The following is a 26,970-nucleotide window of genomic DNA, read 5'->3' as shown; positions in this document are numbered from 1 at the left end:
AAAATATCCGTACCTTTGTATAGCATTAAACGGTTTCGGAAAACTCCCGAAATCGCTTTTGTCGTTTATATCATTACTATTTATGCAGTTAAAATCCATCAGCGAAAAGTTTCTTCCTGAACTTATGCAGAAAGAATTCGGGAAAGAAATTTTCACTCAATTAGAAAGCAGCCAGCATATTTCTGTAAAAGGAAGTGCGGGGTCTTCAGTTTCTGTTTTTGTAGCCGAACTTTTCTTGGTTCAGAAGAAAAATATTCTTTATCTCTTAGATGATAAGGAAGATGCATTGTATGTAAATACCGAGATGGAAGATCTTCTCGGGAAAGAAAAAGTATTGTATTTTCCGGCTACCCATCTTGAACCTTATCAGGTTGAAAAAACACAGAATGCCAATCTTGTTTTAAGAACCGAAGTTTTAAATAAGATCAATTCCGGGAGATCGCCAAAAGTGATTGTTGCCTATTCCGGAGCTTTATCTGAAAAAGTTTTAAAGAAAGAAGATTTTAAAGCAATTTCTCATCATATAAAAGTAGGCGATCAGCTGGATTTTGATTTTGTGGATGAATTGCTCAATCATTATCACTTCCAACAAGCCGACTTTGTGTCAGAGCCTGGAGAATTTTCGGTAAGAGGAGGAATTGTGGATGTGTTTTCTTATTCTTATGAAAAACCGTATAGAATTACATTCTTTGGTAATGAGGTGGAAAGTATTAAAACATTTGATATTGAGACACAGCTTTCCGTAGATAAGGTAAAGGATTTTCAGCTGGTTTCCAATATGAATTTTTCAGTTACCGGAAGCAGGGTCTCATTACTACAGCTGTTGCCAAAAGAAAGTTTTGTTGTTTCTAAAAACGGAATGATCGGCATGCAAAAGATCAGAACTTTCTACGAAAAATCGCTGGAAAAGTATGATACTTTAAACAAAGATATTGCGCACAGAACTCCACAGGAACTTTTTATTTCCGATCAGGAATTTTTATTTGATTATAAAAAATTTAAAACAGTTGATTTTGGAAACGGAGTTATTGAGGGGTTGAAAGATATCACTGAAATTAAAATGGATCAGTTGCCACAGCCTTCTTTCCATAAGAACTTTGAGCTGCTGATTGAAGATATTGAAGAAAAACAGGAGGATGGATTTGATACCTGGATTTCCTTTTCAACGGAGAAGCAGAAAGAAAGGCTGGAATCTATTTTTGAGGAGCTCGAACATGAACTTCCTTTTAAAAGCTTTAAGTCCGAATTACATGAAGGTTTTGTAGATAATGGACACAAAATTCTGGTATATACAGATCACCAGATCTTTGACCGTTATCAGAGATATAAAGCAAAGAATACGTTTGCTAAATCGGAACAGCTTACCCTTAAAGATTTGATGTCCCTGAAAATAGGAGATTATATTGCTCATATAGATCATGGAATCGGGAAATTTATGGGATTGGTGAAAGTAAATAATGATGGTAAAATCCAGGAATGTTTTAAACTAACCTATAAAAATGGAGATTTATTATATGTAAGTATCCATTCCCTGCATAAAATTTCAAAATATAACGGCCCGGATGGGAAAGAGATCGTTTTAAGCAAGCTTGGGTCTCCAACGTGGAAATCTTTGAAACAGAAAACAAAAGCTAAGGTTAAACAAATTGCTTTTGACCTTATTAAATTATACGCTCAAAGAAAAACGGCGAAAGGTTTTGCTTATACTCCGGATTCTTATCTGCAGAATGAGTTGGAAGCAAGCTTTATTTATGAGGATACTCCGGATCAGGAAAAAGCTACTGTAGACGTAAAAAGAGATATGGAAGCTGAAACAGTGATGGACAGGCTAGTTTGTGGTGATGTAGGTTTTGGAAAAACGGAGGTAGCGATTCGTGCTGCATTTAAGGCGGCTACAGACGGTAAACAGGTAGCTGTTTTAGTCCCGACAACAATTCTGGCTTTCCAGCATTACAGAAGTTTTAAAGAAAGATTAAAAGATTTTCCGGTAAATGTTGCTTACGTGAATAGATTCAGAACTGCTAAACAAAAATCTGAAACACTGGAAGAACTTAAGAACGGTAAAGTAGATATTATCATCGGAACCCATCAGCTGGTTAGCGCTTCTGTAAAATTTAAAGATCTTGGGCTGCTGATTATTGATGAAGAGCACAAGTTTGGTGTTTCAGTAAAAGATAAACTGAAGACTCTTAAAAATAATGTGGATACTCTTACTCTTACGGCTACCCCAATTCCGAGGACTTTACAGTTCTCATTAATGGCTGCAAGGGATTTATCCGTAATCAAGACACCGCCGCCTAACAGGCAGCCGGTGGATACGCAACTGATAGGTTTTAATGAAGAAATCCTTCGTGATGCTGTTTCTTATGAGCTGCAGAGAGACGGGCAGGTTTACTTCATTAATAACAGAATTGAGAACCTGAAAGATATTGCAGGCCTCATTCAAAGGCTGGTTCCTGATGCAAGAGTGATTACAGGACATGGTCAGATGGAAGGCAAGCAGCTTGAAAAGAATGTCCTCGATTTTATGGAAGGGAAATACGATGTTCTTGTTTCCACAACCATTGTAGAAAGTGGAGTAGATGTTCCTAATGCCAATACGATTTTTATTAACGATGCTCAGAGATTTGGTATGGCAGATCTGCATCAGATGAGAGGAAGGGTAGGGCGAAGCAACAGAAAAGCTTTTTGTTATCTGATTACTCCTCCTTATGATATGCTGACGGCAGATGCCAGAAAACGTCTTGAAGCAATTGAGCAATTTTCTGATCTGGGAAGTGGTTTCCAGATTGCAATGAAAGATCTTGAGATCCGTGGTGCCGGTGATCTTTTGGGTGCTGAACAGAGCGGGTTTATTAATGAGATGGGATTTGAAACTTACCAGAAGTTGATGCAGGAAGCGCTGGAAGAGCTTAAGGATGATGCGGATTTTGAAAATTTATTTGAAAATGAAGAAGATCGTCAGAAGCTTTTCAAATCTGTGAAAGATGTTAATATCGATACAGATCTGGAACTGATGCTGCCGGATTCTTATATTTCCAATACGGAAGAGCGATTGCTGCTGTATCAGAAAATTGCAGAAATCAATAATGAAGCAGATCTTCATCAGTTTGAACTTGAGCTCATTGATCGTTTCGGAGCACTGCCAAAAGAAGCAGTCAACCTGTTGAAAAGTGTTTCTCTGAAGTGGTTGGCAGCAGATATCGGTTTTGAAAAGATTGTAATGAAAAATGGTGTGTTTTTGGGGTATTTCCCTGGCAATCCTCAGGATAAGTTTTATCAGACAGACAGATTCAGACATATCATCAACTATTTAACACGAAATCCTGCAGAGGCACAGCTTAAGGAAAAGTCTGGCAAAGAAGGTAACCAGCTCATGATGAGGAAAGAGCGGGTGAAGAATGTGGATGAGGTGAATGTATTGTTAAAAGCTATTATTGAGCATAATTAAATTATCGTTTTATAAAAATGAAATATTCTATAAAAGATATTAAAAGTTTATAAAAAACTTAAGTTTTTATAAGTTTTTTTGTGATTCTTATCAGGTTTTTCTTCAATAATATTCATTAAGAAGAGAATTAAGACCTTTTTTGGGGTCTTGATATCACTTTTGAATGATTAAAAATATTACGTAAGTCCCCGATTATAAAGGATTTGGGACGATACGTAATTTTTTTTGTTCGATGAAAGTAGAGTTATGTAGAAATAATTCTACTTTTATGTGTGATTAATTCTATTCTGTAAAGTGTTTATTTCTATATGCTTATGAATATATAACTGGAATTTTTTGATCTTGTTTGTGTACCTTTGCAATCCTTGTTATGAAAAAAATAATATATTGCTGCGCGGCTGGACTTGTTTCTTTCTACGCCAACGCACAGGTGGGAATCGGTACATCCAAGCCAAAATCCAGTCTTGATGTGAACGGAAAGACCACCTTAAGAAAAGAACTTAGAGTAGCTGGTACTTCAACTCAGGCAGGTGATGCAGGGTTGAACGGCCAGGTTTTGGTTTCTCAGGGAGAGGGCTTGCCTCCAGTCTGGAAATCAGTGAATGTTTCCTTTATGGAAGAGGGACAATATAAATTGATCAATTCATATTTGTCTTCCGATCAGGTAGGTGTTACTACCCTTTCAAACGGCGTTGCAGGTGATAATATCTATAAAAACAATGTTGGAGATCTTCTTACTGATACTTCCAAAGGAAAATGGGTAAAAATTGCAGGGCTTGAAAATAATTTCACTATTAAAAACGGAAAAAACAGGCTTACCTATCAATTCCAGACCGGGATTGAAATGAAAGCTCCTACCGCTACTACTTCGGAAAATATCAGATTTGCATGTGGTGTGTTCAGAAACGGAGTTTTAGTGGCAGTACGTCCGGATAGGGTTGCTTCCAATAACAATACTGCCAAAGCCGGGCTTCAGGATTACATCTTTACGCTTAGTTATACGGAGCAGAATGTTCCTATAGGTCCTCAGAAACTTGAAATCGCGTGCAGAAAAATTGATACTTCAAATTCTTCATCTCAATTTGCGGTAGGGAGAAGTGTACAGGATGCAAACGGAGCTTCCAGTCCATTTACTTTGGAATCTACAATGAAGATTGATGTGATCGAATATGTAACCTATAAAACTAATTAATGATGAGAAAAATATTATTAACTCTGTTTTTTATGACGGGCATTTTGCTGTCGGCTCAAGTAGGAATTAATACTCCTTCCCCGAAAGCAAAGCTGGATGTAAACGGAGATGTTAATCTTAGAAATAAAATTGCGGTTCAGGATGCTACGGATAACTCATTGTATCAAGGGAATAATGACCAGGTGCTGGTTTCTCAGGGATTGGGGTATGCTCCAACCTGGAAAACGCTTCGTATTCCTGAATATGAACCTAATAAATTTTATCTGATTTACAATAACTCTTTTTCAGATAAAGTGGGAGTTACATTTACTGATTCGGAAAACTCTACCGTAGGAATGGCTTCAAGAGGAGCTACTTTTACAAAAGGAAAAGACTACAGCTCGCTTCAGAGTTTTAAGAAAATTGACGGGCTTTCTCAAACGATCAGTGTATTCAGTACCCAAAGTAAAGCATACTTTTTGTTTGAAACTGTCGTACAGGCAGATTTTGGAGGAAATGGAAATCCCGATACCTCTATAGACTATGCTTGCGGTATTTTTGTAGATAATAAACTGGTAAATCTTAGACAAAGAAATCTGAAAGCAATCAGTACAACATATCCTTTCATTACTCATACTCAGATAGGTATCGTAGAAAACCTTTCTAAAGGAAATCATACAGTAAGTGTAGCTTGTACAAGATTAGGTTCTTACGAGGCGCAAGGTAAAACCCTTACTATTGGTACCAATGTGTATACCAATATCAATGACTTTATTGCACAATCGTCACTTAAAGTGGATGTATATGAAGTTCCTGAGGTATTTAACACCATTATTAACTAAACGGATTATGAAAAAAATATTATTTGTAACATCTTTACTGTTAGCTGTTTTTACGAATGCTCAGGTGGGTATCAATACTTCTGCTCCTACCAATACGCTGGATGTAAACGGAGATCTGAATCTCAGAAAAGAATTAAGAACGGGTGGAACTGACCTGTTGAAAGGTTCCGCAGGAAATGCCGGAGATATTTTTCACAATAATTCTGAATTAACGGTGAACGATTGGAAGGGAATTAAGATTGCTGACGGACAAGGTAGTATGTCTTTGTTCTCCATGAATACAGTTGCAGACAAAACAGGCGTAAGCTTTACAACGCCTAACGGTCAGACTTTACCTTATAATGACGGAGAGGCTTTAGCCGGTAACTGGACAGTGCTTCCTGAAGCCGTTGATACCTTCTCTATTACCAATGCTGTGAATAAAGTCACTTTTTCATTTCAGACCACTGTTCAGAAGACAGGAACGAGCTCAGGAAGTTTTGCTTGTGGAGTATTCGTAGACGATAAGCTTAGAGCCGTAAGAACAGATGTGTTATTAGGAGAAACCGGAGCTTACAAGATTTTTAATCTTAACGCAACATTGGCTAATCTTACCCCTAAAAATAAATATTCGGTAAAAGTAGCCTGTATAAAAAGAGCTGTTACAGGAATAACATTGGGAATAGGAAGAGCTATTGATACCAACAACCTGAATAGCGATATGTCTCAATCTGTTTTAACAACATCGGTATTACAACCTTACTAATTTTTATCATTATACAATAAATAGAAATCTAAAAACGTTATGTTTTTAGATTTTTTTTGTTTATTAAGTCTATTTCTTGTGAATTTGTTCGTATAAATTGAAGTGTATTATCGAAAATTGAATTATATTTGAGCAAGCTAAAAAAATTCTATATGGTAAAAAACTATTTTTTTAAAATGTTTGCCGGTATTGCTTTTCTTGGGCTGCTGACAGCATGTAATACAACCTCAGATCCCACAGAATCCATCCCTAATCCTGATGATGGACCGCCTCCTAAGAGAATTCTGACAAAGATTAATGTAAATAATACTTCTCAGGAAGAATATATTAGTACAGCCGGAACAGGAGCTTTGCAGCAAACAGTTTTTAAAGATGAAGCTGCCGGGGGAAGTGCTGCTTATACAGGAACAGTAACTTATACAGACAAGAACATCACGAAAATTAAATTTGTAAGTTCTGCCACTGCCAGTCTTGCTTATGAATTTAATGTCGTTCCCGATGCTACAGGAAAGAAAATTTATAATGCTACCTGTACAGCAACCGGAACAACTGCTGCCAATTCATTCCTAAGTGATTATGCCTTTACTTATGATACTACAACAGGGAAACTCACTAAGATCCTTGAGAAAAGAAAAGCAGGTGGGATTAGTGCTTATAACATGTTTATAGACTATACCTTTGTATATGAAAAGGATAATATCTTCCAGGTAGTATACTCTAAAGGAATTCTGGATATTAATGGTGCTCCGAATATGAGTACAGCGGTAGTAACCAAGTATAGCTTCCAGAATTACGATGCTCAGAAAAGCCCATTCTCTACACTTCCTTCAGTCTATTTTATTATGCAGAGTTTGATGAATCCGGCTAATTTCTACAGAGTATCCCCGAATAACCCTACCTCTATGTACATACAATTTCCACCTCCGGCTGCTGCGGTTAATACAGCTCAGAGTTATTCTTATGATAATCAGGGATATCCGGTGGTAGAAAAAAATCAGAATATAGTGTATACCTATAAAAACTTATAGGAGAAGAATAGTTGCTAAACTTACCAGAATATAAATAATAATATAACTTTTAGGCAAAAAAAAATTATATTTGTCAAAAAAATAATCAATTACCAGGAAATGAAACAAATTTTCTATTTTATTTTACTAATTGCAGGCTTTTCCTCAATACACTCCTGCAAGAATTTATTAGATGAGGACGGAAATCCTTTATTGGATTTAAACAATACAGGAGGATTAAGCGGCCCCAGAGCATTATACAGAGAAATTACAGATAAAGATACTATTGCTGAGTACCGTTATAGTGGTCTTCTTGTGACGAAAGTGATCACAGATAGTGCTTCTATCACAGATATCATGTACAGTGGTGATAAAATCAGCCAGATTAATTTTAATGGATTTCTGGATCTTGACGGAAACGGAAAACTAGATAAAGATAGTGTATCATATACTCAACTGTTTACTTATGTAAACAACAAGTTACAGATGATATCGGAAAACCGTTCAACTTTCAGAAGACCTCCGCCAGTTCCACCTGCAACTACGCCTGGGCCGCAGACACTATTGAAAAAAGAGAAAACTCTTTATAGCATAAAGTACAATGCAGCTACGGCGAAACTGGATTCCATCATTATGAAAAATGGTCCGGATGTAACAGGAGCTCCGCTTGCTTTTACAGATTTCTCTAAAACAGCATATACATATGTTGGTGATAATATTTCTAAAGTAGTGAGACATTATGGTACCATGGCAGGAGGTGCATTTGGAGCAGTTACCAACAGATATAGCTATGAATATTATGCTTATGATAATCAGGTAAGCCCTTTCACTTTATTACCGGAAGTATATAAAATCTCAAGATTATTATCTACAGTGATTAATGATAAAGAAAGTCTTATCCTGTCACCGAATAACCCGAAGAGATGGTCAGTAACAGATCTTACGCCGGCAATTCCTACACCAATTGTAAAGAGTACAAATTACGTTTATGATCCTCAAACTTATATGACAAAAGGATATGGCGTTAATTATATCTACAAACCACAATAGAATAAATTTTTAACAATATTCAAACTCAATCTTTCCTAAGATTGAGTTTTTTATTTTTTATGCCTTAATTTTGCAAAAAATTTCTGATGAAATATTTAATTGTTGGGCTTGGAAATAAAGGCCCGGAATATGAAAATACACGACATAATATAGGGTTTAAAGTAGCAGAGAAAATAGCAGAACTGCTGGATGTTTCATTCAATACTACCAACTTTGGCTGGATGGCAGAAGGAAAGCACAAAGGAAGAAAAGTCTTTGTCCTTAAACCGGATACTTATATGAATCTCTCCGGTAATGCAGTGAAATACTGGATGCAGAAAGAAAATATCCCTTTGGAGAATGTGTTGATTGTTACAGATGATCTTGCACTTCCTTTCGGGACTTTAAGAATGAAAGGCAAAGGTTCTGATGCTGGTCATAATGGGCTTAAGAACATCAATGAAGTATTGCAGACTCAAAATTATGCAAGACTTCGTTTTGGGATCTCTGCTGATTTTGCAGCAGGCCGCCAGGTAGATTACGTATTAGGAACCTGGAATGAAGAAGAATTAGAAAAGCTTACAGAAAGAATTGAAACATTCTCAAAAGCCAGTCTCTCTTTTGTTTTTGCAGGAATTAACAATACGATGTCCGCGTTTAACGGAAAATAGATCATTGATAGCTTACCTATCAGTTGAATAAAATAAAGGCCATCGGATTTCCGATGGCCTTCTGATGTACTTTTGATAATTAATTTCCAATCAATTTATCTGAGTTAGATTATATTTATACGTTTTTTGGAACTGCTGAATTCTATAACCAGCTTACAGCTCCGGTTTCAACATCATAATTAGCACCAACGATTTTGATTTTTCCTTCATTTTCAAGGTTTCTCAATGTTGAGCTCTGTTTACGGATGTCTTCGATCGCGCTTTTTACATTCTGGTGATTCAGTCTTTCAAGAAGAGAACTGTTTTTTGATGAACGCTCTTCATTCTCCTGAATAACTTCATTGATGATAGGGTTAAAGTGATTGATCAGGTGGTTCAGGTTATCCATTCCCAGTCCTTCAATTTGTGCTGCATCAAGACCTCCTTTTAGAGCTCCGCATTTAGTATGTCCTAAAACTACAATAAGTTTAGAACCTGCTACATTACAGCCAAATTCCATTGAGCCCAAGATATCCTGATTAACAAAGTTACCGGCAATTCTGATGCTGAAAACATCTCCCAATCCCTGATCAAAGATTAACTCTGCAGAAGTACGGCTGTCTATACAGCTTAGAACCACAGCAAAAGGCCATTGCCCTTCACGGGTAGCATTTACCTGCTCAAGAAGATCTCTGTTAGCTTTAAGGTTGTTTACAAACCTCTGGTTTCCTTCTTTCAAAAAGTCTAAAGCTTTCTCAGGTGTAATTGTCGACTGGGTTTCGTATGTATGTGCTTTCATATAATAATTTCTATTGTTTTGAATTTTAAAGTTAAAAAAATAAATTGATGAGCAATCATTTTTTACATCGCTCTTTTATGAGTGACCAAAATGTGAGAGTCCTGGCTTCTTTCATAATCTCTGTATGATGTTTTAAAGCCCAGAAGTTCTACAGTAATGTCCTCTTCTTTTGCGCGGATATTGGCGAAGTCCTGAATCATTTCCAATACATCGGTTGCAATGTATGATGTTTCTCGGGCATCAATAATCACGCTTGAGTTTGATTTTATGTTTTTAAGTGTTTTTTTAATGGCTGCTTTATTTAAGAAGGAGACTTCTTCAGCCAGCTTAATTTTGATTCCGTCTGCATCATCCAGTTTTTCTCTGCTCAGATAATAGGCTCTTTTCATATTTCCCTGAAGAATATAGAAAATAGAGATGGCAAGACCAATTCCTACACCTTTTAATAAATCTGTTGCCACAACGGCTACAACAGTTGCCACAAATGGTACAAACTGGAATTTTCCAAGATGCCAGAAATGTTTGAAGGTCGCAGGCTTAGCCAGTTTGTATCCAACAAGAATCAATACAGCAGCAAGCGTTGCAAGTGGAATCAGGTTTAAGATAAAAGGAATGGAAAGTACACATACCAACAGGAGAACTCCGTGGATCATGGCAGATACTTTAGAGGTTGCTCCCGCATTTGCATTGGCAGAACTTCTTACCACTACAGATGTCATAGGAAGTCCTCCGATGAACGAGCTAACCAGATTTCCTATTCCCTGAGCTTTAAGCTCCAGATTGGTATCTGTAATTCTTCTCTGCTTATCTAATCTGTCTGATGCTTCAATACAAAGTAATGTTTCAATAGAAGCTACAATGGCAATAGTTGCTCCTACAATCCATACTTTAGGATTGGTAAAACCTCCGAAATCGGGCATTATGATCAGATTTTTAAAATCATCCAGGGACTGTGGAACCGGAAGAGATACCAAATGCTCCGTTCCTATTGCTAAAGAACTTCCGGATAGTTTAAAAACTTCATTTAAAGCAATCCCGATAACCACAGCTACCAAAGCTCCGGGAAGCATTTTCATTCTTCTTAATCCGGGAACTTTATCCCATGCGATAAGAATTCCGACAGAAACTAATGTTACAATGATAGCCCCTGGATGAATAGCTCCGAAAAGCTCTGTAAAATAATTGAAATTGATTCCGTTGCTGAAAAGAGACTGGTTTCCTTCATAATCTTTATCGAATCCCAATGCATGAGGAATCTGTTTTAAAATAATAATGATACCGATAGCGGCAAGCATTCCTTCAATAACGTTGTTAGGAAAATAATTGGAAATACTTCCTGCTCTTACAAATCCTAAAACCAGCTGGATGAGTCCGGCAATGATACCGGCACACAAGAACAGTTCAAATGCTCCAAGGTCTGTGATAGCAGTAAGAACAATTGCAGTAAGTCCTGCTGCAGGTCCTGAAACGGATATATTTGAGTTACTGATACAACCTACAACCAGTCCGCCCACAATTCCGGCAATGATGCCGGATAATGGGGGAGCACCGGAAGCTAAAGCGATTCCTAAGCACAATGGAAGTGCTACTAAGAATACAACGAGCCCGGAAGGGAAGTTCTCCTTGATTCCTCCTAATAATGATGTTTTTTTCATGATTTCTTGAAAAAGTATTATAACCGATTATTCATCTGTTGGTAAACAGTCGATTATAAAAGATTGGAAAATTAATTTTAAAGTACATGCTTAATATTCAGGTCAAAAAATGACATGAACAACTGTAAAAAATAATCTAAATATACTTAAAAGTTAAGCTTCCGGAGGCGGAGAAAATATGGTAAGTAAAGGTGATAGATGAAAAGAATCATCTACCAGCACAAAAGATACAGCTTGAAGATCTGGTTCGGAAAACTTCAGATAATCGAAAACATCCAAAGGTTTCGGAATTGTTTTTTCGTATACAATAAATGAAGACGGGTGAGAATGAGGTTCTTCTTCGTTAACTATTATATTCGTTCTCAGAATATCCCAGCCCGCAACCGCAGCAATGCTTGGCAGCGCTGTAAAATTCAGAAAAAACGTTAATACAATAATACTCCAGAATTTCATTTTACATTCTTTTTTAGAAAAACTATTTGGTCTTTCTGCTCATTACCCAATCAGAGCCTGTAAGGTTATATATTTTCTGGATATCTTTCAAGGTTTTCTCAAAATCAATCTCCAGATCAATAATCTTACCTGTTCTAAGGTCAAATACCCACCCGTGTACAATAGGTTGTTCTTCTAAAATATACCTTTCCTGTACACAAGCCATTTTAATTACGTTGATGCATTGTTCCTGAACATTAAGTTCTACAAGCCTGTCATAACGTTTGTCTTCATCTTCAATAGAATCAAGTTCAGCCTGGTGCAGTCTGTAAACATCACGAATATTTCTCAACCATGGATTTAACAATCCTAGATCCTGAGGAGTCATCGCTGCTTTTACACCACCGCAATTGTAATGTCCACAGACAATAATGTGTTTTACTTTAAGATGTTCTACAGCATATTGAATAACCGCTGTGGAACTCATGTCTAAAGTATTGACAACATTGGCAATATTCCTGTGAACAAAAACCTCTCCCGGTTTTGCGCCCATTAATTCTTCTGCTGTTGCTCTGCTGTCTGAACATCCGATATATAAATAATCAGGATGTTGAGTTTTTGCCAACTCGTGGAAGAAATTCGGATCTTCTGAGACTTTGGATTCTACCCATTTTCTATTGTTCTCGAAAATAACTTCGTACGATTGTGACATAATTTTAAATTTTTAAAAGGTTTATAATTATTTATTTCGTTTAAATTATTTTCAAAATCAATAGACTGAATCAATAACTATGCAAAAATATAATTTTTGATGAAGATTCAATCACTTTTAACAAAGTTTAATATTAAAATATGCTTAAAATCATATGTAATTTACCGATATACTTTGTATTAGAGTGAAGAATGTGTCTTTTGATAATCCAAACGTTTAAAAAACTATGATAAAATTACGAAGTATAAATTATAATTGGAGAATTGTGAATTAAAAAATTCTTAATTTTTTTATCAATTCAGAGATGGAGGAGAGGAAAAGCAGATGCCTTTATTACAAAAAATAAGATTGGTTATTGGAAAAAATGAATAAATTAAAACCTTGATTTTAAGCCCATAATTTCAAATGCAACATTCAGATCTTCAACCCTTATCACCTTTATTTTATTTGGCAGGAATTTTTATTGCCTGTTTCTCTGCATTTCTGATCATAGGAAAACGGAATAAAATAATGGCAGATTATGTATTGGCAGCGTGGTTTCTGATCATAGGGATTCATCTTAGCCTTTTTATGTTGTTCTTTTCAGGAAGCTATGTAAAGTATCCTTATTTTTTGGGGTATGAAGTGCTATTTCCTTTCATTCATGGGCCGATGTTGTATTTCTATGTTCTTTGCGTGACAGGAAGAAACCCCGGCAAAAAGACTTGGTTATTGCATTTGGTTCCTGTTTTTATCGTTTTCCTGATCTTGCTTAAATTCCTGCTACTGCTGTCCCCTTGGGATAGATTAACGATTTATCAAAATGGGGCTAATGAATATAAATTATTGAGTAATATTCTCAAATATCTAATGATCTTCTCAGGAGTCCTTTACATAGGATTAAGTTTTTTCGCAATGGAAAAATATAAGAAGGGGCTTTCCGATCAGTACTCTAATACCGAGAAAATGAATATGAACTGGTTATACTGTCTTATAATTGGAATAGCATTCATTTGGATTGCTGTTATAATAAGAAATGATATTTTGATTTTTTCTATAGTGGTGCTGTTTATTATTGTGGCTGCTTACTTTGGAATCAGCCGTGTTGGTATTTTGAATCAGCCTGTTACTGAAATTGATATTTCTGAGGAAAAGATTGTAAATGATGATACAGAAGTTATAAAATATGAGAAAACCTTTGCCGGTGAAGAAAGGCTTCGGAATATTTTTCAAAAACTAACTTTCAGAATGAAACAAGATCAACTTTATAAAGATCCGGAGCTGAACCTGAATCATGTTGCCGGGCTTTTAGACGTTCATCCCAATATACTTTCCCAGACCATCAACTTTGTTGAAAACAAGAATTTCTATGATTATGTCAATCGTATGAGGGTTGAAGAATTTAAAAGAATAGCATTATTGCCGGAAAATGAAAAATTTACCATTCTTTCATTAGCCTTTGAAAGCGGATTCAATTCCAAAACATCATTTAACCGGAATTTTAAAAAGTACATGAATTGCTCACCGAGAGAATTTTTAAAAATTAAAAACCTTAACAAGGAATAATGGTTTATAGTAGTTTTATATGTAATGTGTTGTTTTATAAAATATTGTGAATTTGTTTCACCTTTCATGTTGGAACATTTGAAGCTTTTATAATGCTCATTTTTGCAGAAATTCTAATCGGTCATTATGAAAAAACTACTATTTGTGATCATGTGTGCTTTTGCATTATTTATCGGGCTGTATCCTTTCATTTATATCTTTGTGGAACATAAACATACTTTTCTGAGTTCCAAATCTCCGGAAGTTCTTCACAATCTGCTCTGGAAAATTGCATTTTTTGCACATATTATTTTCGGAGGGCTGGCTCTTTTTATAGGCTGGCGGCAATTTGGAAGTTCGTTCAGAAATAAACATATTAAGGTACATCGCATTATAGGAACTATTTATGTAATTGCGGTTGTCATAAGTTCTCTTACTTCCATTTATATGGGATTTTATGCGAATGGGGGTGTCGTCTCAGCGATGGGGTTTATCTGTCTGGGATTAATCTGGCTGATCATAACTCTTATGGCGGTTTTAAAAATAAGAAAAGGTTCTATTATAAAACACCAGCAATTCATGATCTACAGTTATGCATGTACTTTTGCTGCAGTAACATTGAGATTATGGTACCCTTTGTTAAAAAACATCACTGGAGACCCTATTGTTGCCTATCTGGCTGTAGCATGGCTATGCTGGGTGCCTAATCTATTGGTAGCCTATTTTATTAATAAGAAAATTATGGTAGAATAATTTTATATTAAACTAATGCCAAGATTATATTTTACGGTTAATGTAATCTTTTGTAGCATTAAGAGTAGGGATAATCTTAGCTGGGTTTCCAATCACAACGGAATTGGCAGGAACATCAAAGTTGACATATGAGTTAGGAACAATCAATACATTATTTCCAATATTAATAGCTCCTACAATCACAGCATTGGTACCTATCCATACCTCATCTCCAATCACAGGTGAGCCTTCATTTTTGCCACGGTTCTGCTGCCCGATAGTAACTCCCTGGGCAATATTGCAGTTTTTTCCAATAATAGTTTTCGGGTTGATAACAAGGCTTCCCCAGTGCCCCAGATAAAAACCTTCTCCGATCTGGGTTTCAGGATAGATCTGAAAACCGTATTTAATCTGGTAATGCCTTAGAATAATTCGCCAGAAAGGATTCAGAACAGGATTTTTCTGATATCTCTGAGCCATTCTCAGGATATAAATAAAATGAAGATTGGGATTGATACACTTTTTCCAGATTCCAAATCTGGAAAGCCACTTTCCGCTTTCCCTGTAAAAGTCTTTTTGAATGATAGAATAATTGGCCATGGTAAACGTTTTTATACTTCATCAATGATTTCCTGAAGATGTGCTACTGATTTTTTTAGAACAAAAGGAAGATCGGTATTGGTAATTTCTTTTTCATAGTTTTTCGCAAGCTCCGGATTGGTAAGGTATTTTTTCATTCCTTCATAGATTCCGTCTTCTGAATTGGGGACTATAATTCCCAGTTTTCCATCCTGAAGAAGGTCTTTGATTCCTGAAACATCTGTTGAGATAACCGGTTTATTTAAAATAAGAGCTTCAGCAATAATGGTCGGGAAGCCCTCATGTCTCGAAGACATGACATAAAAATCCGATTGCTTCAGATAAGGATAAGGATTGCTTCTGAAACCTAACATTTTTACAGTTCCCTGCAGCCCAAGCTGATTAAGTTTTGCCTGGATATTATCAAAATCGAATCCGTCACCAATAATAATGATCTGGTGTTTCAGACCTTCATCCAATAGTTTTTTATGAACATCAAGAAGTCTGTCATATCCTTTCTGAGGATATACGGTGCCTATAGTAATAAAAGTAGGAAGACTACCGGAAAAAGGATAGTCATTAATTTCTATATTGGCTTTCTTTAATGTATCATCCTTATCGATAGGATTAAAAATTTTGATAACAGATTGTTTCTCTCTGTCGTTTCTCGCCAATTTCTGCATTTCTTCTTTAAGCTTATTTGAAATGACAAGAATTCTGTCGAATCCGAAAAACTGACGGATGATGTCCGGAGTAAATTCTTTCAGGTTAAAGATGTCATTCTGAATCCAGATAATCTTCTTTGAATCTCTCTGCGGGCTGGATAATAATTCTTTATACATACCATGGATAGCCGCAATTTCCACATCATATTTTTTATTTTTTAAAACAAATCTGTAAAGTAGAGACGGAAACCATAGGAACATTTTCTGATAAAGCACTCTGAATGCTTTTACGGGAATCTCATGAGGCTTGTTGGTGGTGATCATTTCGCCTTTCAGAAGGTAATGTAAATTAACCCATGATGGAACTTCTTTAATATACATTCCCGTGTAAAGGTTAATCAGAAGATCAATTTCATACTTATCAGAAGGCAGGTTTTTTAAAAAGTTAACTAAAACTTTTTCTGCACCGCCATGTCTTAGGGAACCGATTCTGATAAGGATTTTTTTCTTTTGAGACATAATGTTTCGAATAACTTAATAATTTTTTTTTCGGGCTGTTGTGTTTATTTTATTTTTCTTGCTTTCTTAAATTTATAAGGAAGGTTAAGTTTGATATATTCATCAAGTTTTTTACGATCGTTTTCCAGCTCTCTCGGATATTCGGGACTGTTTTTGAGTATAATATCCCCATAATCTTCAATGGTACATAGAAATTGAGCCGGATTTCCAACAAAAACAGTATTGTCTGGCATCGATTGAGAAAGCACAGAATTAGCTCCCAATATGCAGTTATTCCCGATTTGTACATCCTGAGTAATAACACAGTTGATCCCGATAGTACAATTGTTTCCTATCTTTATCCATCCGAAAATTCTGGCATCTTCATACCCCGGAAGTTTTCTTAATAAGGTTGTGGTTCCGCCATGATTAACAAATCTTACCCCTGCAGCAATATTAACATCATCCCCAATTTCAATAAGATAAGGCTCCGTTCCAAAATAGATTTTGTCTGGCATATTGAAATTTTTTCCTACTTTCATACCACGATATTTTGCAGCCTCTAAGCCGGCTCTATTCAAAAATGTATGGTAGACGGAATGTATTTTTAGTGCTATTCGGTATATGAATATCATTTTTGTAAATTTGTTGTTCACTTCTGCAAAGAAAAAGAATTTATATGATAAAAGTTTCTAAAATAGAATATTATTTGCCTGAGACAGTTCTCACTAATGAGGATTTGGAGAAAGAATTCCCGGAATGGACTTCGGAAAGAATTCGTGAAAAGGTAGGCATTACACAGCGACATATCTCTTCAGAAAATGAAACGGTATTGGATCTTGCAGTAAAATCCTCAGAGAAAATTTTTGAAAATTATGACAGAAATAAAGTAGATTTTATTTTATTCTGTACCCAAAGTCCGGAATACTTTCTACCCACTACGGCCTGTATTTTGCAGGACAGATTAGGTCTCAGAAAAAATATAGGAGCAATAGACTTTAACCTTGGATGCTCAGGCTTTGTGTATGGGTTAGCTTTCGCTAAAGGTCTGATTGCAGCCGGGATTGCTCAAAGCATTTTATTGGTTACTTCAGAAACCTATACAAAACATATCAATCCTAAGGATAAAGGAAACCGTAGTATATTCGGTGATGCTTCTGCTTCTGCAATTGTAGAGAGGGCAGAAGGAGGAAGCGATTATAAATTTTGCCTGGGGACAGATGGAAGCGGAGCGGAAAATCTGATTGTAAAGAAAGGGGCTTTCAAAACTGATTTTGAGCAGAATCCTGAACATGAGTTTGAGCCTCAGAATCTCTATATGAACGGTCCTGAAATCTTTAATTTTACAATTGAAAATATTCCGGGGCTGGTAAGAGAAACCCTTGAAGAAAACAAAATGACAATGGATGATATCGATCATTTTGTTTTCCACCAGGCTAATTCTTTTATGTTGAATTATCTGAGAAAAAAAACTAAAATACCCGCAGAAAAGTTTTATATTGATATGGAAAATACAGGAAATACGGTTTCAGCAACCATTCCTATTGCCCTTAAAAATATGATGGAGAAAGGAATGCTTAAAGAGGGAGATAAGGTTTTACTTGCTGGATTTGGAGTAGGATATTCCTGGGGAGCAACAATTATGGAAATATAAAAGTAATAATATTTAAAATTATAAAATATGAAAACATCCGTTTTTTTAGAAAAACTACAAGAAGAATTGGAAGAAGATGAAACACTGACTGTGGAAACCAATTTGAAATCTCTGGAAAGTTATGATTCAATCAGTCTGCTTTCTGTTATTGCATTTGTTGATGAAAATTTTGACAAAAAAATTGATACGAAACAGTTTAAAGATATCGATACTGTTTCAGATCTTATGAATGCAATAGGGATAGAAAATTTTGAAAATTAATGGAAGTTTTCTCATTAAAAAATAAAATTATACTTATAACAGGGGCTTCTTCCGGTATCGGGAGAAGCTGTTCTGTAGAATGCAGTAAGAGTGGTGCAGGCTTAATCTTAGTAGCCAGAAATGAAGAGGAGTTAAAAAAGACAGTATCCATGCTGGCTCCGGGCACAAAAGCAGAAACTATTATTGCTGATATTGCCGAAGGAGAGAATCTGGAAGAACTTATTGCTGAAAAAGTTTCGGTAATGGGGAAAATTTCAGGATTTATCCATTGTGCCGGGGTAGAAAAAACACTTCCGCTTAAAAAGCACACCCCGCAATTATATCATGATATCTTTGCAGTCAATGTAATTGCAGGATTTGAAATTGCAAAGATCCTGTCTCTTAAAAAATATAAAACCGAAAATTCTAGTTTTGTCTTTATTTCTTCCGTTGCAGGAATGGTTGGTGAAATAGGAAAAGCAGCGTATTCATCCAGTAAGGGTGCGGTCATTTCAGGAGCACGTTCTATGGCGATGGAGCTTTCGCGAAGCAATATCCGTGTCAATAGCATCAGCCCGGCGATGGTAAATACTCCTATTTTAGAAAAAATGTTTGAGAATATAGGAGAAGATGCAGCTGAAGAAATCCTTAAAAAACATCCTTTAGGAATAGGAAAACCAGAAGATGTAGCTAATGCCTGTATCTTCCTGTTATCCGATGCTGCGGGCTGGATTACCGGTTCCAATCTTGTTGTAGACGGAGGGTATTCAGCCCAATAATTATTTTCGGTAAAGATCTTCTATGATTTTTTCAACAGTATTGAAAATTTTCTGATTGTCAAACTGATCTTCAATAGATTCAAGATTTTTCCTGATAGTATTGATAAGCTCAGTGTCAGTCAGAAATATTTTCATAGCTTCATACATTTCCTGAGTGTCATAAGAGATGAGGTACCCGGTTTTCCGGTCTTTGATCATGACACCTACATCACCGGTATCAGTGGCAATAATAGGCTTCTGAAGAATCAATGCTTCAGCAATCACTAGCGGCCACGCCTCAGATTCTGAGGAGAGAATGAAGTAATCAGCATTTTTAATATAAGGATAAGGGTTCATTCTATTACCTGCCAGGATAAAGGTATCCTGAACGTTGTTGGCCTGGATCTGTTCCGTAAGATTCTTCATTTCCTCACCATTGCCTACAATTACAATACGATGCAGAAAGCCCTCATCAATCAGTTTCTTGTGAGCATCAATCAGTTTATGATATCCCTTTCTGCGGTGGAGGCGGCCTACAGACACAAAAACAGGACCTTTCGGAAGATCTTCAATTTTTGCTTCGGCTTTCTCCTTGATTTCATCAATGGATATCGCATTAATGACTACACTTTCTTCAGGATACATTAAATCCGGATAATGTTGATGCATAAGATCCTTAATCTTTTGAGAACAGTAAATCATATGATCGAAACGGGGGAAATTTTTTAAAATATCCGGAACCAGGGGCTGCATCCCCGGAATATTGATCTCAGAATGAAACCATCCTATTTTTTTTGAATTCTTATTACTTGAATTGATTACAGAAGAGAATGCAGAATAGGTAGGAGCAATTTCAATATCAAACTTTGTGTTTCCTAAGATATGATCAGAAATGGTATGGTCTTTTAAAGCTCGTGACAATTTTAATCTTCTTCTGATCAGCTGGATCTTATGAAGTACCGGATTTTGAGAAAAACTTTCTTTACCCTCAGCGATAAAAACTTTCTTTACATGACCAGGAAATTCATCCCGAAGCTCTCCCTGATTTATATTAAGGCATACGGTAAGATCAAACTTATCAGGATTAAGATTGTTGAGCATACTAAGTATGACTTTTTCCACGCCCCCCATCTCCATTGAGCGGTGTCTGAAAAGAACTTTTATTTTCTTGTTTTCTGACATCATTTGAAAAGTTTCTGTAAAGTAATGGAGATTTTTTTCTTTATCCTATATAAAATCCCGTTTTGATATTCCAGAAGGGAGAAAATTTCATTATGATGAGTGTAATGATCCGGAATTCTTTTACCATTAATACTTCTGAGGTTTCTTCTCTTCATTGCACGAAAGGCAACTTGTGCGAAATAGTCATAAGACTTTTCCTTGTTGTTGTTTTGAGAAATTCCGCCTGCGTGTGTTCTGTAAAGATAATTGGTTTCATTAATAAAGTGAACTTTCCCCTTTTCATACATTTTCAGATAAAGATCCTGGTCTTCAGAAATTCTGAGTTCAGGGTTCATTTTCTCAGTCTGTTCATAAATATCCTTTCTGAAACTTACAAAATGAGCGATCTGAATAGGATAGTTGAAAAAATAAGGATCACTGTTTTGAACCTGTCTGGCTGATCTGAACGGACTTATGGGCTTAAGGTCTTGGTCACAGGCCATAAATCTGGAATAAACAAGCACCACTTGTTTATTTTGTTTAAAAACATTTATTGCAGATTCTATTGCCGTTGGAAGGATGGCATCATCAGGATCTACAAAGCCGCAGATATCACCTGTTGCTAATTCAATAAGCTTACTTTTGGTAACTCCTACTCCGGAATTCTTTTCATTTTCAAAAAATTTAAATCTTTCATCTCCGGAGATAAGGGCTTTTATTTTTATTTTTTCCTGATCTGAAGAGGCGTCGTCAAGAATAACGGCTTCCCAATCCGGATAGGTTTGTAAAAGTAAAGAATCATAACACTGCCTGAATAATGCGGCATTGTTATAGTGGGCAATAAGTATGGAAAATTTCATTGATGATTAAAGGGAATTGAAGACCAGTTCTTGTTTGTTAATAACCTGAGTATTAGGAGGAACATCTTTGTAAATTGTACATCCGGCACCTATGATGCAATTGTCTCCAATGGTTACTCCTTTTAAAACGGTTACATTGCTTCCAAGCCAGCAATTATTTCCTATTTTTATGGGAGCTTTTGTAAATTCTGAAGGATATACTTTCATAACAGGTGATGTTTCGTAGACATGGTTGTGATCATATAGTTTTACATTTTCACCAAATAATGTGTTGTTGCCTATGATTATGTGTTCTAAACAGTTGATAGAACAAAAGTTATTCATAAAGACGTGATGACCTATTTCCAACGTAGCATTTTTTGTAACAAGAATGCAGGTATAGTTTCTAAAGTCAGCAGAGGCGCCAATACTTACCTTTTTCACATCCTTATCAAGAGTAAAACGGTTACCGACTCCTAATCTTATATTTTCAAAAAATACGTTGGGATGTTTTTTCAAAAGAAAGAGTTGTTTCTTTCTGTTTATTTTTTCGAAAAAGTTATAGAACATATCCTGGCTTTTTTTTTCACTTGAGTTTCACAAATATAATTTGTTTTTACATAAATGGAAAAAAAATCTTTATTTTTGCTGTATTAAAAGCAACACAGTGAGTGAAATAACAAGAGTTCTCAGAACATTTATAGGGTATCTGAAAAGGCCCGATCTTTATCCGGAGCTTGGCCGGAAGATTATTAAAAATACGGTTAACAGAGGCAATGCTTTTAAAGGGAAGGAAAAGACAAATTCCTGGGCTGCCGAAAGATCCGTTTCGCAAAAAGAAGCTGTTTTAAAGCTATTCGGACTGGAGATTAATGCTTTCCGAAGTAACTATCAGGATGTGTTGAAACAGGCTGAACAAAATGAAAAGGAATGTCCTGTAAAAATGGGCGGTCCGGGAGCATTAGAACTGATATATTATGCTTGTGAATTCACCAAAGCTCAACATGTAGTGGAGACGGGAGTTGCCTATGGATGGTCTTCTCTGGCTACACTTTTGTCTCTGGTAAAAAGAAACGGAACATTATACAGCTCAGATATGCCTTATCTTGCAGACGACGGAGATCGTTACGTAGGGTGTATAGTTCCTGAAAATCTTAAGAGCGGTTGGAAATTATTCCGTTTTGCAGATAAAGAATCTTTACCGAAGATTTTCGCCGAGAATAGCATTTTTGATGTGCTGCACTATGATTCCGATAAAAGCTACAACGGAAGAATCTGGGCGTATGCAGAATTATATAAACATTTAAGAAAAGGAGGTGTTTTCATCAGTGATGATATTGGTGACAATTCAGCTTATCAGGATTTTTGTGAAAAAAATAATATAGAGACTACGGTAGTAGAATACGAGGGAAAATACATTGGTGTATTTATCAAGTAAGCTGTATCAAAATTGTTGATCATTGAAGAGATTACAGGAAGTTTCTGGATGAATAAAAGTTAAATTTAAACTTGTAGTACAGCTGTTTAAGCAGTTTTTATGAAGATAACCCAGATAACATTTACCAGGTTTCTTGCGGCTATGGCTATTGTCATTTCCCATTTCAACAAAGATTTGTTTTTATATAAAATCAATTACATTTCAACTATTTTTCTGAAAGCTAATGTTGGGGTAAGCTATTTTTTTATTCTTTCAGGTTTTATCATGATCGTTGCCTATCACCAGAAGGATAAGATCAAATATCTGGATTATTATAAAAACAGATTTGCAAGAATCTATCCCTTGTATGTTCTCGGACTTTTGCTGTATTTGGTGACACGATACCTGAACTTTAGTGTTTACGATTGTTTTCTGTATCTGTTTGGTCTTCAAAGCTGGTTGCCTGGGAAAGCTATGATCCTGAATTTTCCCGGATGGTCTATCTCAGTAGAATTTTTGTTTTACCTGCTGTTTCCAGTCTTGTACAATTACTTTTATTCGAAAGGAAATAAAAGCATCTGGGTGGTCACCATAATTATTTGGATTGTAACACAGGTGTTTTCAAATCTTTATGAGAATTCATCCTATTATAAAGGACCTCACACAGAAAGTCATGAGTTCCTGTTTTATTTCCCTTTGATGCACATTAATGAGTTTTTGGTGGGGAATCTTGCCGGAATGTTTTTTATAAAAAACCATAAGCAGCAGAATTATGATATTCCTGTGGTTATAATTTTTATATTAATTTTATTATTACTAATTTTTGTACCTCTTTTATATCATAATGGATTGATGGGGATCTTGTTTATTCCGCTTATGATATTGATATCAAGGAATAATGGAGTTCTTACAAGAATTTTTTCATGGAAACCCTTGGAATATCTGGGAGAAGCAAGTTATGCAGTGTATATAACGCATATTCCTGTGTTATATATTCTAAGAGAAATTTTGAAAAAGTACCAGATTGGTATAGATACCATATTCTGGATTTATATAGTAGTGCTGATTGGAATCTCAATGTTTTTTTATCAATGTATTGAGAAGCCTTTAAGGAACTACCTTAAAAAGATGAAAGTAAGATAGAAAAAGCGTTCCCTTTTTGTATTAAAAAACAACACACACACAATTATGAAAATTAAAAAGGTTCCCAATGCAGATATTCAATATATATCAAATTGTATCCTGGTATTTTTGCATCCCTTTAAGCAGAAGACGAGAGTACATTTAAATCTTAAATAAATATCCATGTACAAAACGTTTTCGGAATTAAAAAAAGAGCTGCGCAGAGATTCAGGCCATTTGAAGCCAATAAAAATTGCCTTATTGGGAGATACTGCTACCCAGTTTCTGAATGTTGCCTTAAAAGCTACTGTCATTAATGAAGGATTCAGCTTTGAAATTTTTGAAGCTGATTTTGGGCAGATTTCCCGTCAGATTTTAGATCCGGACTCTGAATATTATGAGTTCGAAGCAGAGTACACCATTATTTTTGAGTCTTCTCATAAACTATTAGGAAACTACTATAAATCATATAATTCTCAAATTTCATTTGCAGAAAATAAAATTGCAGATATTGAGGAACTTTACAGAACCATTCAGAGCCGGACGAAAAGCCGGGTGATCTATTGTAATTTTCTCTCAATCAACAATCAGGTTTTTGGAGATTTTTCGAACAAAGTAGAGTCATCTTTTGTTTTTCAGCTTAATAAACTTAATTACCTGCTTTCAGCCGAGCTTGCAGTAAAAAATGATAATTTCTTTATTGCAGATCTTCTTTCTATTCAGAATAAATGGGGCAGGAATTTCATGTTCTCTCCCAGTATTTATGTGAATACGGAAATGGTTTTATCACTGGATGCTTTACCTATTGTTGCCCATCATATAGCAGGCATTATCACATCTCTTGAAGGGAAATTTAAAAAATGCCTGATTCTGGATCTTGACAATACAACCTGGGGAGGAATTATAGGCGATGACGGGCTTGAGAAGATACAGATCGGAAGCCTGGGAATCGGAAAAGCATTTACAGAATTTCAATATTGGGTAAAAGCATTACAAAGAAGGGGAATCATTCTAGCGGTTTGCAGTAAAAATGATGAAGATAAGGCCAAAGAACCATTTGAAAAGCATCCGGATATGGTCCTTAAGCTGGAAGATATTGCTGTTTTTGTGGCCAATTGGGAGAATAAAGCAGATAATATCAGAAAGATTCAGAACATTTTAAACATAGGATTCGATTCTATGGTATTTTTGGATGATAATCCGTTTGAACGGAATCTAGTGAGAGAAAATCTACCGGAAGTCTGTGTTCCTGAACTCCCGGAAGATCCGGCAGAATATCTCGAATATCTGTATAGCTTAAATCTGTTCGAAACCGCCAGCTTTTCCGAAAATGATACGGAAAGAACCAGACAGTATCAGATAGAAGCACAGAGAACTGTTGCTTTGGAGAGCTTTACAAACGTGGAAGATTTTCTTAAAAGTATGAATATGACATCTGATGTTCAGGCTTTCAACAGCTTTTCAAAGCCGAGAGTATCCCAGCTTACCCAACGGTCAAATCAGTTCAATCTAAGAACGATAAGATATACGGAGCAGGATATTGAAAGTATGATTCAATCGGATGAGCACTACACACTTTCCTTTACCCTTGAAGATAAATATGGAGATAACGGGCTGATCTGTGTTATTGTACTGAAAAAAGAAGACAATGAAACCCTTTTCATAGACAGTTGGCTTATGAGTTGCCGCGTGCTGAAAAGAGGAATGGAGGATTTTACCCTAAATACCATTGTAGATACCGCCAGGATCAATGGCTATAAATATATTGTAGGGGAATATATTCAGACAGCCAAAAATGAGATGGTTAAAGATCATTATGAAAAACTCGGATTTAAAGAACAAGATCAGAAATGGCTCCTGAACGTAGAAGATTATCAATCTAAACACGTATACATCAGCCATAAATAATAAACTAGATATAAAAAACATTATGAACAAGGACGAAATTTTAGCTAAACTGACAGACATTTTCCATAATGAACTGGATAATGATGAAATTGTATTAACCTTTGAAACAACAGCCGAAGATATTGAAGAATGGGATTCCCTTTCCCATATCCAGCTGATTGTAGCCGTTGAAAAAGCATTTGGGATACGATTTACATCTTCGGAGATTCAAAGCTGGAACAATGTTGGAGAAATGATAGATTGCATATTGTCTAAGTAATGATACTTCAGGAAAATCAATCGTTTCAGCATCAGTTTAAGGTAAATGAAGATGTTTATAAAGGATTTATCAATGTTTTTGCGGATAGAAATGCTTTACATACAGATGAAGAATTTGCCATTAATAAAGGATTCAGATCCAAAGTAATGCATGGAAATATTCTGAATGGCTTTCTTTCTTATTTTATCGGAGAGTTACTGCCTACAGAAGATGTGATGATTCTTTCACAAACCATCAATTTTAAAAATCCTGTGTATCTGAATGATATTCTGAATTTTGAAGCCGTGGTTTCAGAACAATCGGAAGCCGTGCAGGTGAGTGTTTTTAAATTTAAGTTTATAAATGCAGAACTGCAGATTGTTGCTGCAGGTAAAATACAAATAAAAGAACTGTCGTGAATAAAGTTGTTTTAACAGGAGGCTCCTCCGGAATAGGGAAAGAGATCAATATTTTTCTTTTAGAAAAAGGATACGAAGTGCTGTTTACTTACTGTCATTCTGATGAATCGGCCAAAGACATAGAAAGCAGATTTGCCAGGGCCAAAGCCTTCAAAGTTAATTTTACATCTGGTGATACACTGCAAGACTTTTTCTCTGCCATTGAAGCTTTTGACCCCGATATCCTGATCAATAATTATTACAGCGGAACATTTATAGATACTTATTTCCATAAAACGGAAATTGAAAAAGTTCTTACAGATTTTAAGAATAATGTCATTCCGACTCTTGAGATTACCCAAAAATGCATTAGCCTATTTCGAAAGAAAAAGCAGGGAAGAATTATCAATATTCTTTCTTCATCACTTCAGGCACCAGCGATGGGAACCTCAGTTTACAATTCAAATAAGGCCTATCTCCTTCAAATGAGTAAAAGCTGGGCCGTGGAAAATGTAAAATTCGGGATTACGTGTAATTCCGTTTCTCCGTCTTTTATCCCAACAGACTTTCATAAAGACATGGATGAACGAATGAAAGAAACGATACTCTCCGGTTATCCTCTGAAAGATCAACTTGAAGGAAAAGATGTAGCCAATGCAATTGATCTTTGCATCAATGGGGGAAAACACTTTAACGGAAACCATATTTTTCTGGATGCTTCACATTATTAATACCCATTTGAAT

At 35.8% G+C, this 26,970-nt stretch carries 28 protein-coding genes; 18 read left to right on the top strand and 10 right to left on the bottom strand.

The window, feature by feature from the left end; all coding sequences use genetic code 11:
* Window positions 1–82: 82 nt before the first annotated feature.
* From mfd to pth, 7 genes are all read left to right on the top strand, one after another.
* Window positions 83–3,451: a transcription-repair coupling factor gene (gene mfd, locus F3J23_RS08790; protein ID WP_167027159.1), complete on the top strand. Its 3,369-nt coding sequence runs from the start codon at window positions 83–85 to the stop codon at window positions 3,449–3,451.
* Window positions 3,452–3,821: 370 nt separating this feature from the next.
* A complete protein-coding gene (locus tag F3J23_RS08785; protein WP_167027157.1) occupies window positions 3,822–4,643 on the top strand; it encodes a hypothetical protein in 822 nt (273 codons plus the stop codon).
* A 2-nt stretch (window positions 4,644–4,645) separates the two neighbouring features.
* Entirely contained in the window at window positions 4,646–5,464 is an 819-nt protein-coding gene (locus F3J23_RS08780) for a hypothetical protein (RefSeq protein WP_228455303.1), read from the top strand.
* A 7-nt stretch (window positions 5,465–5,471) separates the two neighbouring features.
* Entirely contained in the window at window positions 5,472–6,209 is a 738-nt protein-coding gene (locus F3J23_RS08775; protein WP_167027151.1) for a hypothetical protein, read from the top strand.
* Between the two features lie 152 nt (window positions 6,210–6,361).
* A complete protein-coding gene (locus F3J23_RS08770; protein WP_167027148.1) occupies window positions 6,362–7,237 on the top strand; it encodes a hypothetical protein in 876 nt (291 codons plus the stop codon).
* Window positions 7,238–7,336: 99 nt separating this feature from the next.
* Window positions 7,337–8,266 carry a hypothetical protein gene (locus F3J23_RS08765; RefSeq protein ID WP_167027145.1) on the top strand — a complete coding sequence of 310 codons (930 nt, stop codon included), beginning with the start codon at window positions 7,337–7,339 and terminating at the stop codon, window positions 8,264–8,266.
* An 86-nt stretch (window positions 8,267–8,352) separates the two neighbouring features.
* On the top strand, window positions 8,353–8,916 hold the full coding sequence (gene pth / locus F3J23_RS08760) for an aminoacyl-tRNA hydrolase (protein WP_167027142.1): 564 nt from the start codon (window positions 8,353–8,355) through the stop codon (window positions 8,914–8,916).
* A 142-nt stretch (window positions 8,917–9,058) separates the two neighbouring features.
* Here pth and F3J23_RS08755 read toward each other — a convergent pair whose 3' ends face one another.
* The 4 genes from F3J23_RS08755 to F3J23_RS08740 form a co-directional block, all read right to left on the bottom strand.
* Window positions 9,059–9,694, bottom strand: a complete 636-nt coding sequence (locus F3J23_RS08755) for a carbonic anhydrase family protein (RefSeq protein ID WP_167027139.1) — start codon at window positions 9,692–9,694, stop codon at window positions 9,059–9,061.
* 62 nt (window positions 9,695–9,756) lie between these two features.
* Window positions 9,757–11,349 carry a SulP family inorganic anion transporter gene (locus F3J23_RS08750; protein ID WP_167027136.1) on the bottom strand — a complete coding sequence of 531 codons (1,593 nt, stop codon included), beginning with the start codon at window positions 11,347–11,349 and terminating at the stop codon, window positions 9,757–9,759.
* A 153-nt stretch (window positions 11,350–11,502) separates the two neighbouring features.
* Window positions 11,503–11,802, bottom strand: a complete 300-nt coding sequence (locus F3J23_RS08745) for a hypothetical protein (protein ID WP_167027132.1) — start codon at window positions 11,800–11,802, stop codon at window positions 11,503–11,505.
* Window positions 11,803–11,824: 22 nt separating this feature from the next.
* Complete coding sequence (locus F3J23_RS08740) at window positions 11,825–12,493, bottom strand: carbonic anhydrase (protein ID WP_167027128.1); 669 nt, start codon at window positions 12,491–12,493, stop codon at window positions 11,825–11,827.
* Between the two features lie 405 nt (window positions 12,494–12,898).
* On the opposite strand from F3J23_RS08740, the gene F3J23_RS08735 reads away from it, so the two are divergent.
* Window positions 12,899–14,038: a helix-turn-helix domain-containing protein gene (locus tag F3J23_RS08735; RefSeq protein ID WP_167027125.1), complete on the top strand. Its 1,140-nt coding sequence runs from the start codon at window positions 12,899–12,901 to the stop codon at window positions 14,036–14,038.
* 126 nt (window positions 14,039–14,164) lie between these two features.
* Window positions 14,165–14,770 (top strand): DUF2306 domain-containing protein, encoded by a 606-nt coding sequence (locus F3J23_RS08730; protein WP_185156445.1) that lies wholly within the window; start codon window positions 14,165–14,167, stop codon window positions 14,768–14,770.
* A 24-nt stretch (window positions 14,771–14,794) separates the two neighbouring features.
* On the opposite strand, the gene F3J23_RS08725 is transcribed toward F3J23_RS08730, so the two are convergent.
* Genes F3J23_RS08725 through F3J23_RS08715 form a run of 3 tightly spaced genes read right to left on the bottom strand, consistent with a single transcriptional unit; the run spans window position 14,795 to window position 17,033 of the window.
* Window positions 14,795–15,349 carry a serine O-acetyltransferase gene (locus F3J23_RS08725; RefSeq protein WP_167027122.1) on the bottom strand — a complete coding sequence of 185 codons (555 nt, stop codon included), beginning with the start codon at window positions 15,347–15,349 and terminating at the stop codon, window positions 14,795–14,797.
* Window positions 15,350–15,360: 11 nt separating this feature from the next.
* Window positions 15,361–16,512 carry a glycosyltransferase gene (locus F3J23_RS08720; RefSeq protein WP_167027119.1) on the bottom strand — a complete coding sequence of 384 codons (1,152 nt, stop codon included), beginning with the start codon at window positions 16,510–16,512 and terminating at the stop codon, window positions 15,361–15,363.
* A gap of 44 nt (window positions 16,513–16,556) precedes the next feature.
* Window positions 16,557–17,033: an acyltransferase gene (locus F3J23_RS08715; protein ID WP_228455302.1), complete on the bottom strand. Its 477-nt coding sequence runs from the start codon at window positions 17,031–17,033 to the stop codon at window positions 16,557–16,559.
* Between the two features lie 137 nt (window positions 17,034–17,170).
* Between F3J23_RS08715 and F3J23_RS08710 the strand changes: the two genes are divergently transcribed.
* Genes F3J23_RS08710 through F3J23_RS08700 form a run of 3 tightly spaced genes read left to right on the top strand, consistent with a single transcriptional unit; the run spans window position 17,171 to window position 19,164 of the window.
* Window positions 17,171–18,145 (top strand): 3-oxoacyl-ACP synthase III family protein, encoded by a 975-nt coding sequence (locus tag F3J23_RS08710; RefSeq protein ID WP_167027113.1) that lies wholly within the window; start codon window positions 17,171–17,173, stop codon window positions 18,143–18,145.
* 27 nt (window positions 18,146–18,172) lie between these two features.
* Window positions 18,173–18,406, top strand: a complete 234-nt coding sequence (locus F3J23_RS08705; RefSeq protein WP_167027110.1) for a phosphopantetheine-binding protein — start codon at window positions 18,173–18,175, stop codon at window positions 18,404–18,406.
* Window positions 18,406–19,164, top strand: coding sequence for an SDR family NAD(P)-dependent oxidoreductase (locus F3J23_RS08700; protein ID WP_167027107.1), 759 nt, complete (start codon window positions 18,406–18,408; stop codon window positions 19,162–19,164). Before F3J23_RS08705 ends, F3J23_RS08700 begins: the two co-directional genes overlap by 1 nt.
* On the opposite strand, the gene F3J23_RS08695 is transcribed toward F3J23_RS08700, so the two are convergent.
* From F3J23_RS08695 to F3J23_RS08685, 3 genes are read right to left on the bottom strand one after another with little or no spacing between them, the layout of a single operon-like run.
* Entirely contained in the window at window positions 19,165–20,328 is a 1,164-nt protein-coding gene (locus tag F3J23_RS08695) for a glycosyltransferase (RefSeq protein ID WP_228455301.1), read from the bottom strand. It abuts the gene before it with no gap.
* Window positions 20,325–21,164, bottom strand: coding sequence for a glycosyltransferase family 2 protein (locus F3J23_RS08690; protein ID WP_167027103.1), 840 nt, complete (start codon window positions 21,162–21,164; stop codon window positions 20,325–20,327). The genes F3J23_RS08695 and F3J23_RS08690 overlap by 4 nt, the downstream gene beginning before the upstream one ends.
* A gap of 6 nt (window positions 21,165–21,170) precedes the next feature.
* Window positions 21,171–21,713 (bottom strand): acyltransferase, encoded by a 543-nt coding sequence (locus tag F3J23_RS08685; RefSeq protein WP_167027100.1) that lies wholly within the window; start codon window positions 21,711–21,713, stop codon window positions 21,171–21,173.
* A gap of 97 nt (window positions 21,714–21,810) precedes the next feature.
* On the opposite strand from F3J23_RS08685, the gene F3J23_RS08680 reads away from it, so the two are divergent.
* From F3J23_RS08680 to F3J23_RS08655, 6 genes are all read left to right on the top strand, one after another.
* Entirely contained in the window at window positions 21,811–22,581 is a 771-nt protein-coding gene (locus F3J23_RS08680) for a class I SAM-dependent methyltransferase (RefSeq protein ID WP_167027097.1), read from the top strand.
* A 99-nt stretch (window positions 22,582–22,680) separates the two neighbouring features.
* Entirely contained in the window at window positions 22,681–23,703 is a 1,023-nt protein-coding gene (locus tag F3J23_RS08675) for an acyltransferase family protein (RefSeq protein ID WP_167027094.1), read from the top strand.
* Window positions 23,704–23,865: 162 nt separating this feature from the next.
* Window positions 23,866–25,590 (top strand): HAD-IIIC family phosphatase, encoded by a 1,725-nt coding sequence (locus F3J23_RS08670; protein ID WP_167027092.1) that lies wholly within the window; start codon window positions 23,866–23,868, stop codon window positions 25,588–25,590.
* A gap of 22 nt (window positions 25,591–25,612) precedes the next feature.
* Window positions 25,613–25,849 (top strand): acyl carrier protein, encoded by a 237-nt coding sequence (locus tag F3J23_RS08665; RefSeq protein WP_167027089.1) that lies wholly within the window; start codon window positions 25,613–25,615, stop codon window positions 25,847–25,849.
* Window positions 25,849–26,247 carry a MaoC/PaaZ C-terminal domain-containing protein gene (locus F3J23_RS08660; RefSeq protein ID WP_167027086.1) on the top strand — a complete coding sequence of 133 codons (399 nt, stop codon included), beginning with the start codon at window positions 25,849–25,851 and terminating at the stop codon, window positions 26,245–26,247. The genes F3J23_RS08665 and F3J23_RS08660 overlap by 1 nt, the downstream gene beginning before the upstream one ends.
* A complete protein-coding gene (locus F3J23_RS08655) occupies window positions 26,244–26,957 on the top strand; it encodes an SDR family NAD(P)-dependent oxidoreductase (protein ID WP_167027083.1) in 714 nt (237 codons plus the stop codon). Before F3J23_RS08660 ends, F3J23_RS08655 begins: the two co-directional genes overlap by 4 nt.
* Window positions 26,958–26,970: the final 13 nt, after the last annotated feature.

Origin of the sequence: Chryseobacterium sp. Tr-659, assembly GCF_011752975.1 — a bacterium.
GTDB lineage: Bacteria > Bacteroidota > Bacteroidia > Flavobacteriales > Weeksellaceae > Chryseobacterium.
Note: the sequence above shows the minus strand (reverse complement) of the source record. Positions and strands in the feature narration are given on the sequence as shown.

Excerpts from the sequence above, each read along its gene's own strand:
- mfd (WP_167027159.1), top strand. The coding sequence starts at position 83 with ATGCAGTTAAAATCCATCAGCGAAAAGTTTCTTCCTGAACTTATGCAG.
- F3J23_RS08785 (WP_167027157.1), top strand. The coding sequence starts at position 3,822 with ATGAAAAAAATAATATATTGCTGCGCGGCTGGACTTGTTTCTTTCTAC.
- F3J23_RS08780 (WP_228455303.1), top strand. The coding sequence starts at position 4,646 with ATGAGAAAAATATTATTAACTCTGTTTTTTATGACGGGCATTTTGCTG.
- F3J23_RS08775 (WP_167027151.1), top strand. The coding sequence starts at position 5,472 with ATGAAAAAAATATTATTTGTAACATCTTTACTGTTAGCTGTTTTTACG.
- F3J23_RS08770 (WP_167027148.1), top strand. The coding sequence starts at position 6,362 with ATGGTAAAAAACTATTTTTTTAAAATGTTTGCCGGTATTGCTTTTCTT.
- F3J23_RS08765 (WP_167027145.1), top strand. The coding sequence starts at position 7,337 with ATGAAACAAATTTTCTATTTTATTTTACTAATTGCAGGCTTTTCCTCA.
- pth (WP_167027142.1), top strand. The coding sequence starts at position 8,353 with ATGAAATATTTAATTGTTGGGCTTGGAAATAAAGGCCCGGAATATGAA.
- F3J23_RS08755 (WP_167027139.1), bottom strand. The coding sequence starts at position 9,694 with ATGAAAGCACATACATACGAAACCCAGTCGACAATTACACCTGAGAAA.
- F3J23_RS08750 (WP_167027136.1), bottom strand. The coding sequence starts at position 11,349 with ATGAAAAAAACATCATTATTAGGAGGAATCAAGGAGAACTTCCCTTCC.
- F3J23_RS08745 (WP_167027132.1), bottom strand. The coding sequence starts at position 11,802 with ATGAAATTCTGGAGTATTATTGTATTAACGTTTTTTCTGAATTTTACA.
- F3J23_RS08740 (WP_167027128.1), bottom strand. The coding sequence starts at position 12,493 with ATGTCACAATCGTACGAAGTTATTTTCGAGAACAATAGAAAATGGGTA.
- F3J23_RS08735 (WP_167027125.1), top strand. The coding sequence starts at position 12,899 with ATGCAACATTCAGATCTTCAACCCTTATCACCTTTATTTTATTTGGCA.
- F3J23_RS08730 (WP_185156445.1), top strand. The coding sequence starts at position 14,165 with ATGAAAAAACTACTATTTGTGATCATGTGTGCTTTTGCATTATTTATC.
- F3J23_RS08725 (WP_167027122.1), bottom strand. The coding sequence starts at position 15,349 with ATGGCCAATTATTCTATCATTCAAAAAGACTTTTACAGGGAAAGCGGA.
- F3J23_RS08720 (WP_167027119.1), bottom strand. The coding sequence starts at position 16,512 with ATGTCTCAAAAGAAAAAAATCCTTATCAGAATCGGTTCCCTAAGACAT.
- F3J23_RS08715 (WP_228455302.1), bottom strand. The coding sequence starts at position 17,033 with ATGAAAGTAGGAAAAAATTTCAATATGCCAGACAAAATCTATTTTGGA.
- F3J23_RS08710 (WP_167027113.1), top strand. The coding sequence starts at position 17,171 with ATGATAAAAGTTTCTAAAATAGAATATTATTTGCCTGAGACAGTTCTC.
- F3J23_RS08705 (WP_167027110.1), top strand. The coding sequence starts at position 18,173 with ATGAAAACATCCGTTTTTTTAGAAAAACTACAAGAAGAATTGGAAGAA.
- F3J23_RS08700 (WP_167027107.1), top strand. The coding sequence starts at position 18,406 with ATGGAAGTTTTCTCATTAAAAAATAAAATTATACTTATAACAGGGGCT.
- F3J23_RS08695 (WP_228455301.1), bottom strand. The coding sequence starts at position 20,328 with ATGATGTCAGAAAACAAGAAAATAAAAGTTCTTTTCAGACACCGCTCA.
- F3J23_RS08690 (WP_167027103.1), bottom strand. The coding sequence starts at position 21,164 with ATGAAATTTTCCATACTTATTGCCCACTATAACAATGCCGCATTATTC.
- F3J23_RS08685 (WP_167027100.1), bottom strand. The coding sequence starts at position 21,713 with ATGTTCTATAACTTTTTCGAAAAAATAAACAGAAAGAAACAACTCTTT.
- F3J23_RS08675 (WP_167027094.1), top strand. The coding sequence starts at position 22,681 with ATGAAGATAACCCAGATAACATTTACCAGGTTTCTTGCGGCTATGGCT.
- F3J23_RS08670 (WP_167027092.1), top strand. The coding sequence starts at position 23,866 with ATGTACAAAACGTTTTCGGAATTAAAAAAAGAGCTGCGCAGAGATTCA.
- F3J23_RS08665 (WP_167027089.1), top strand. The coding sequence starts at position 25,613 with ATGAACAAGGACGAAATTTTAGCTAAACTGACAGACATTTTCCATAAT.
- F3J23_RS08660 (WP_167027086.1), top strand. The coding sequence starts at position 25,849 with ATGATACTTCAGGAAAATCAATCGTTTCAGCATCAGTTTAAGGTAAAT.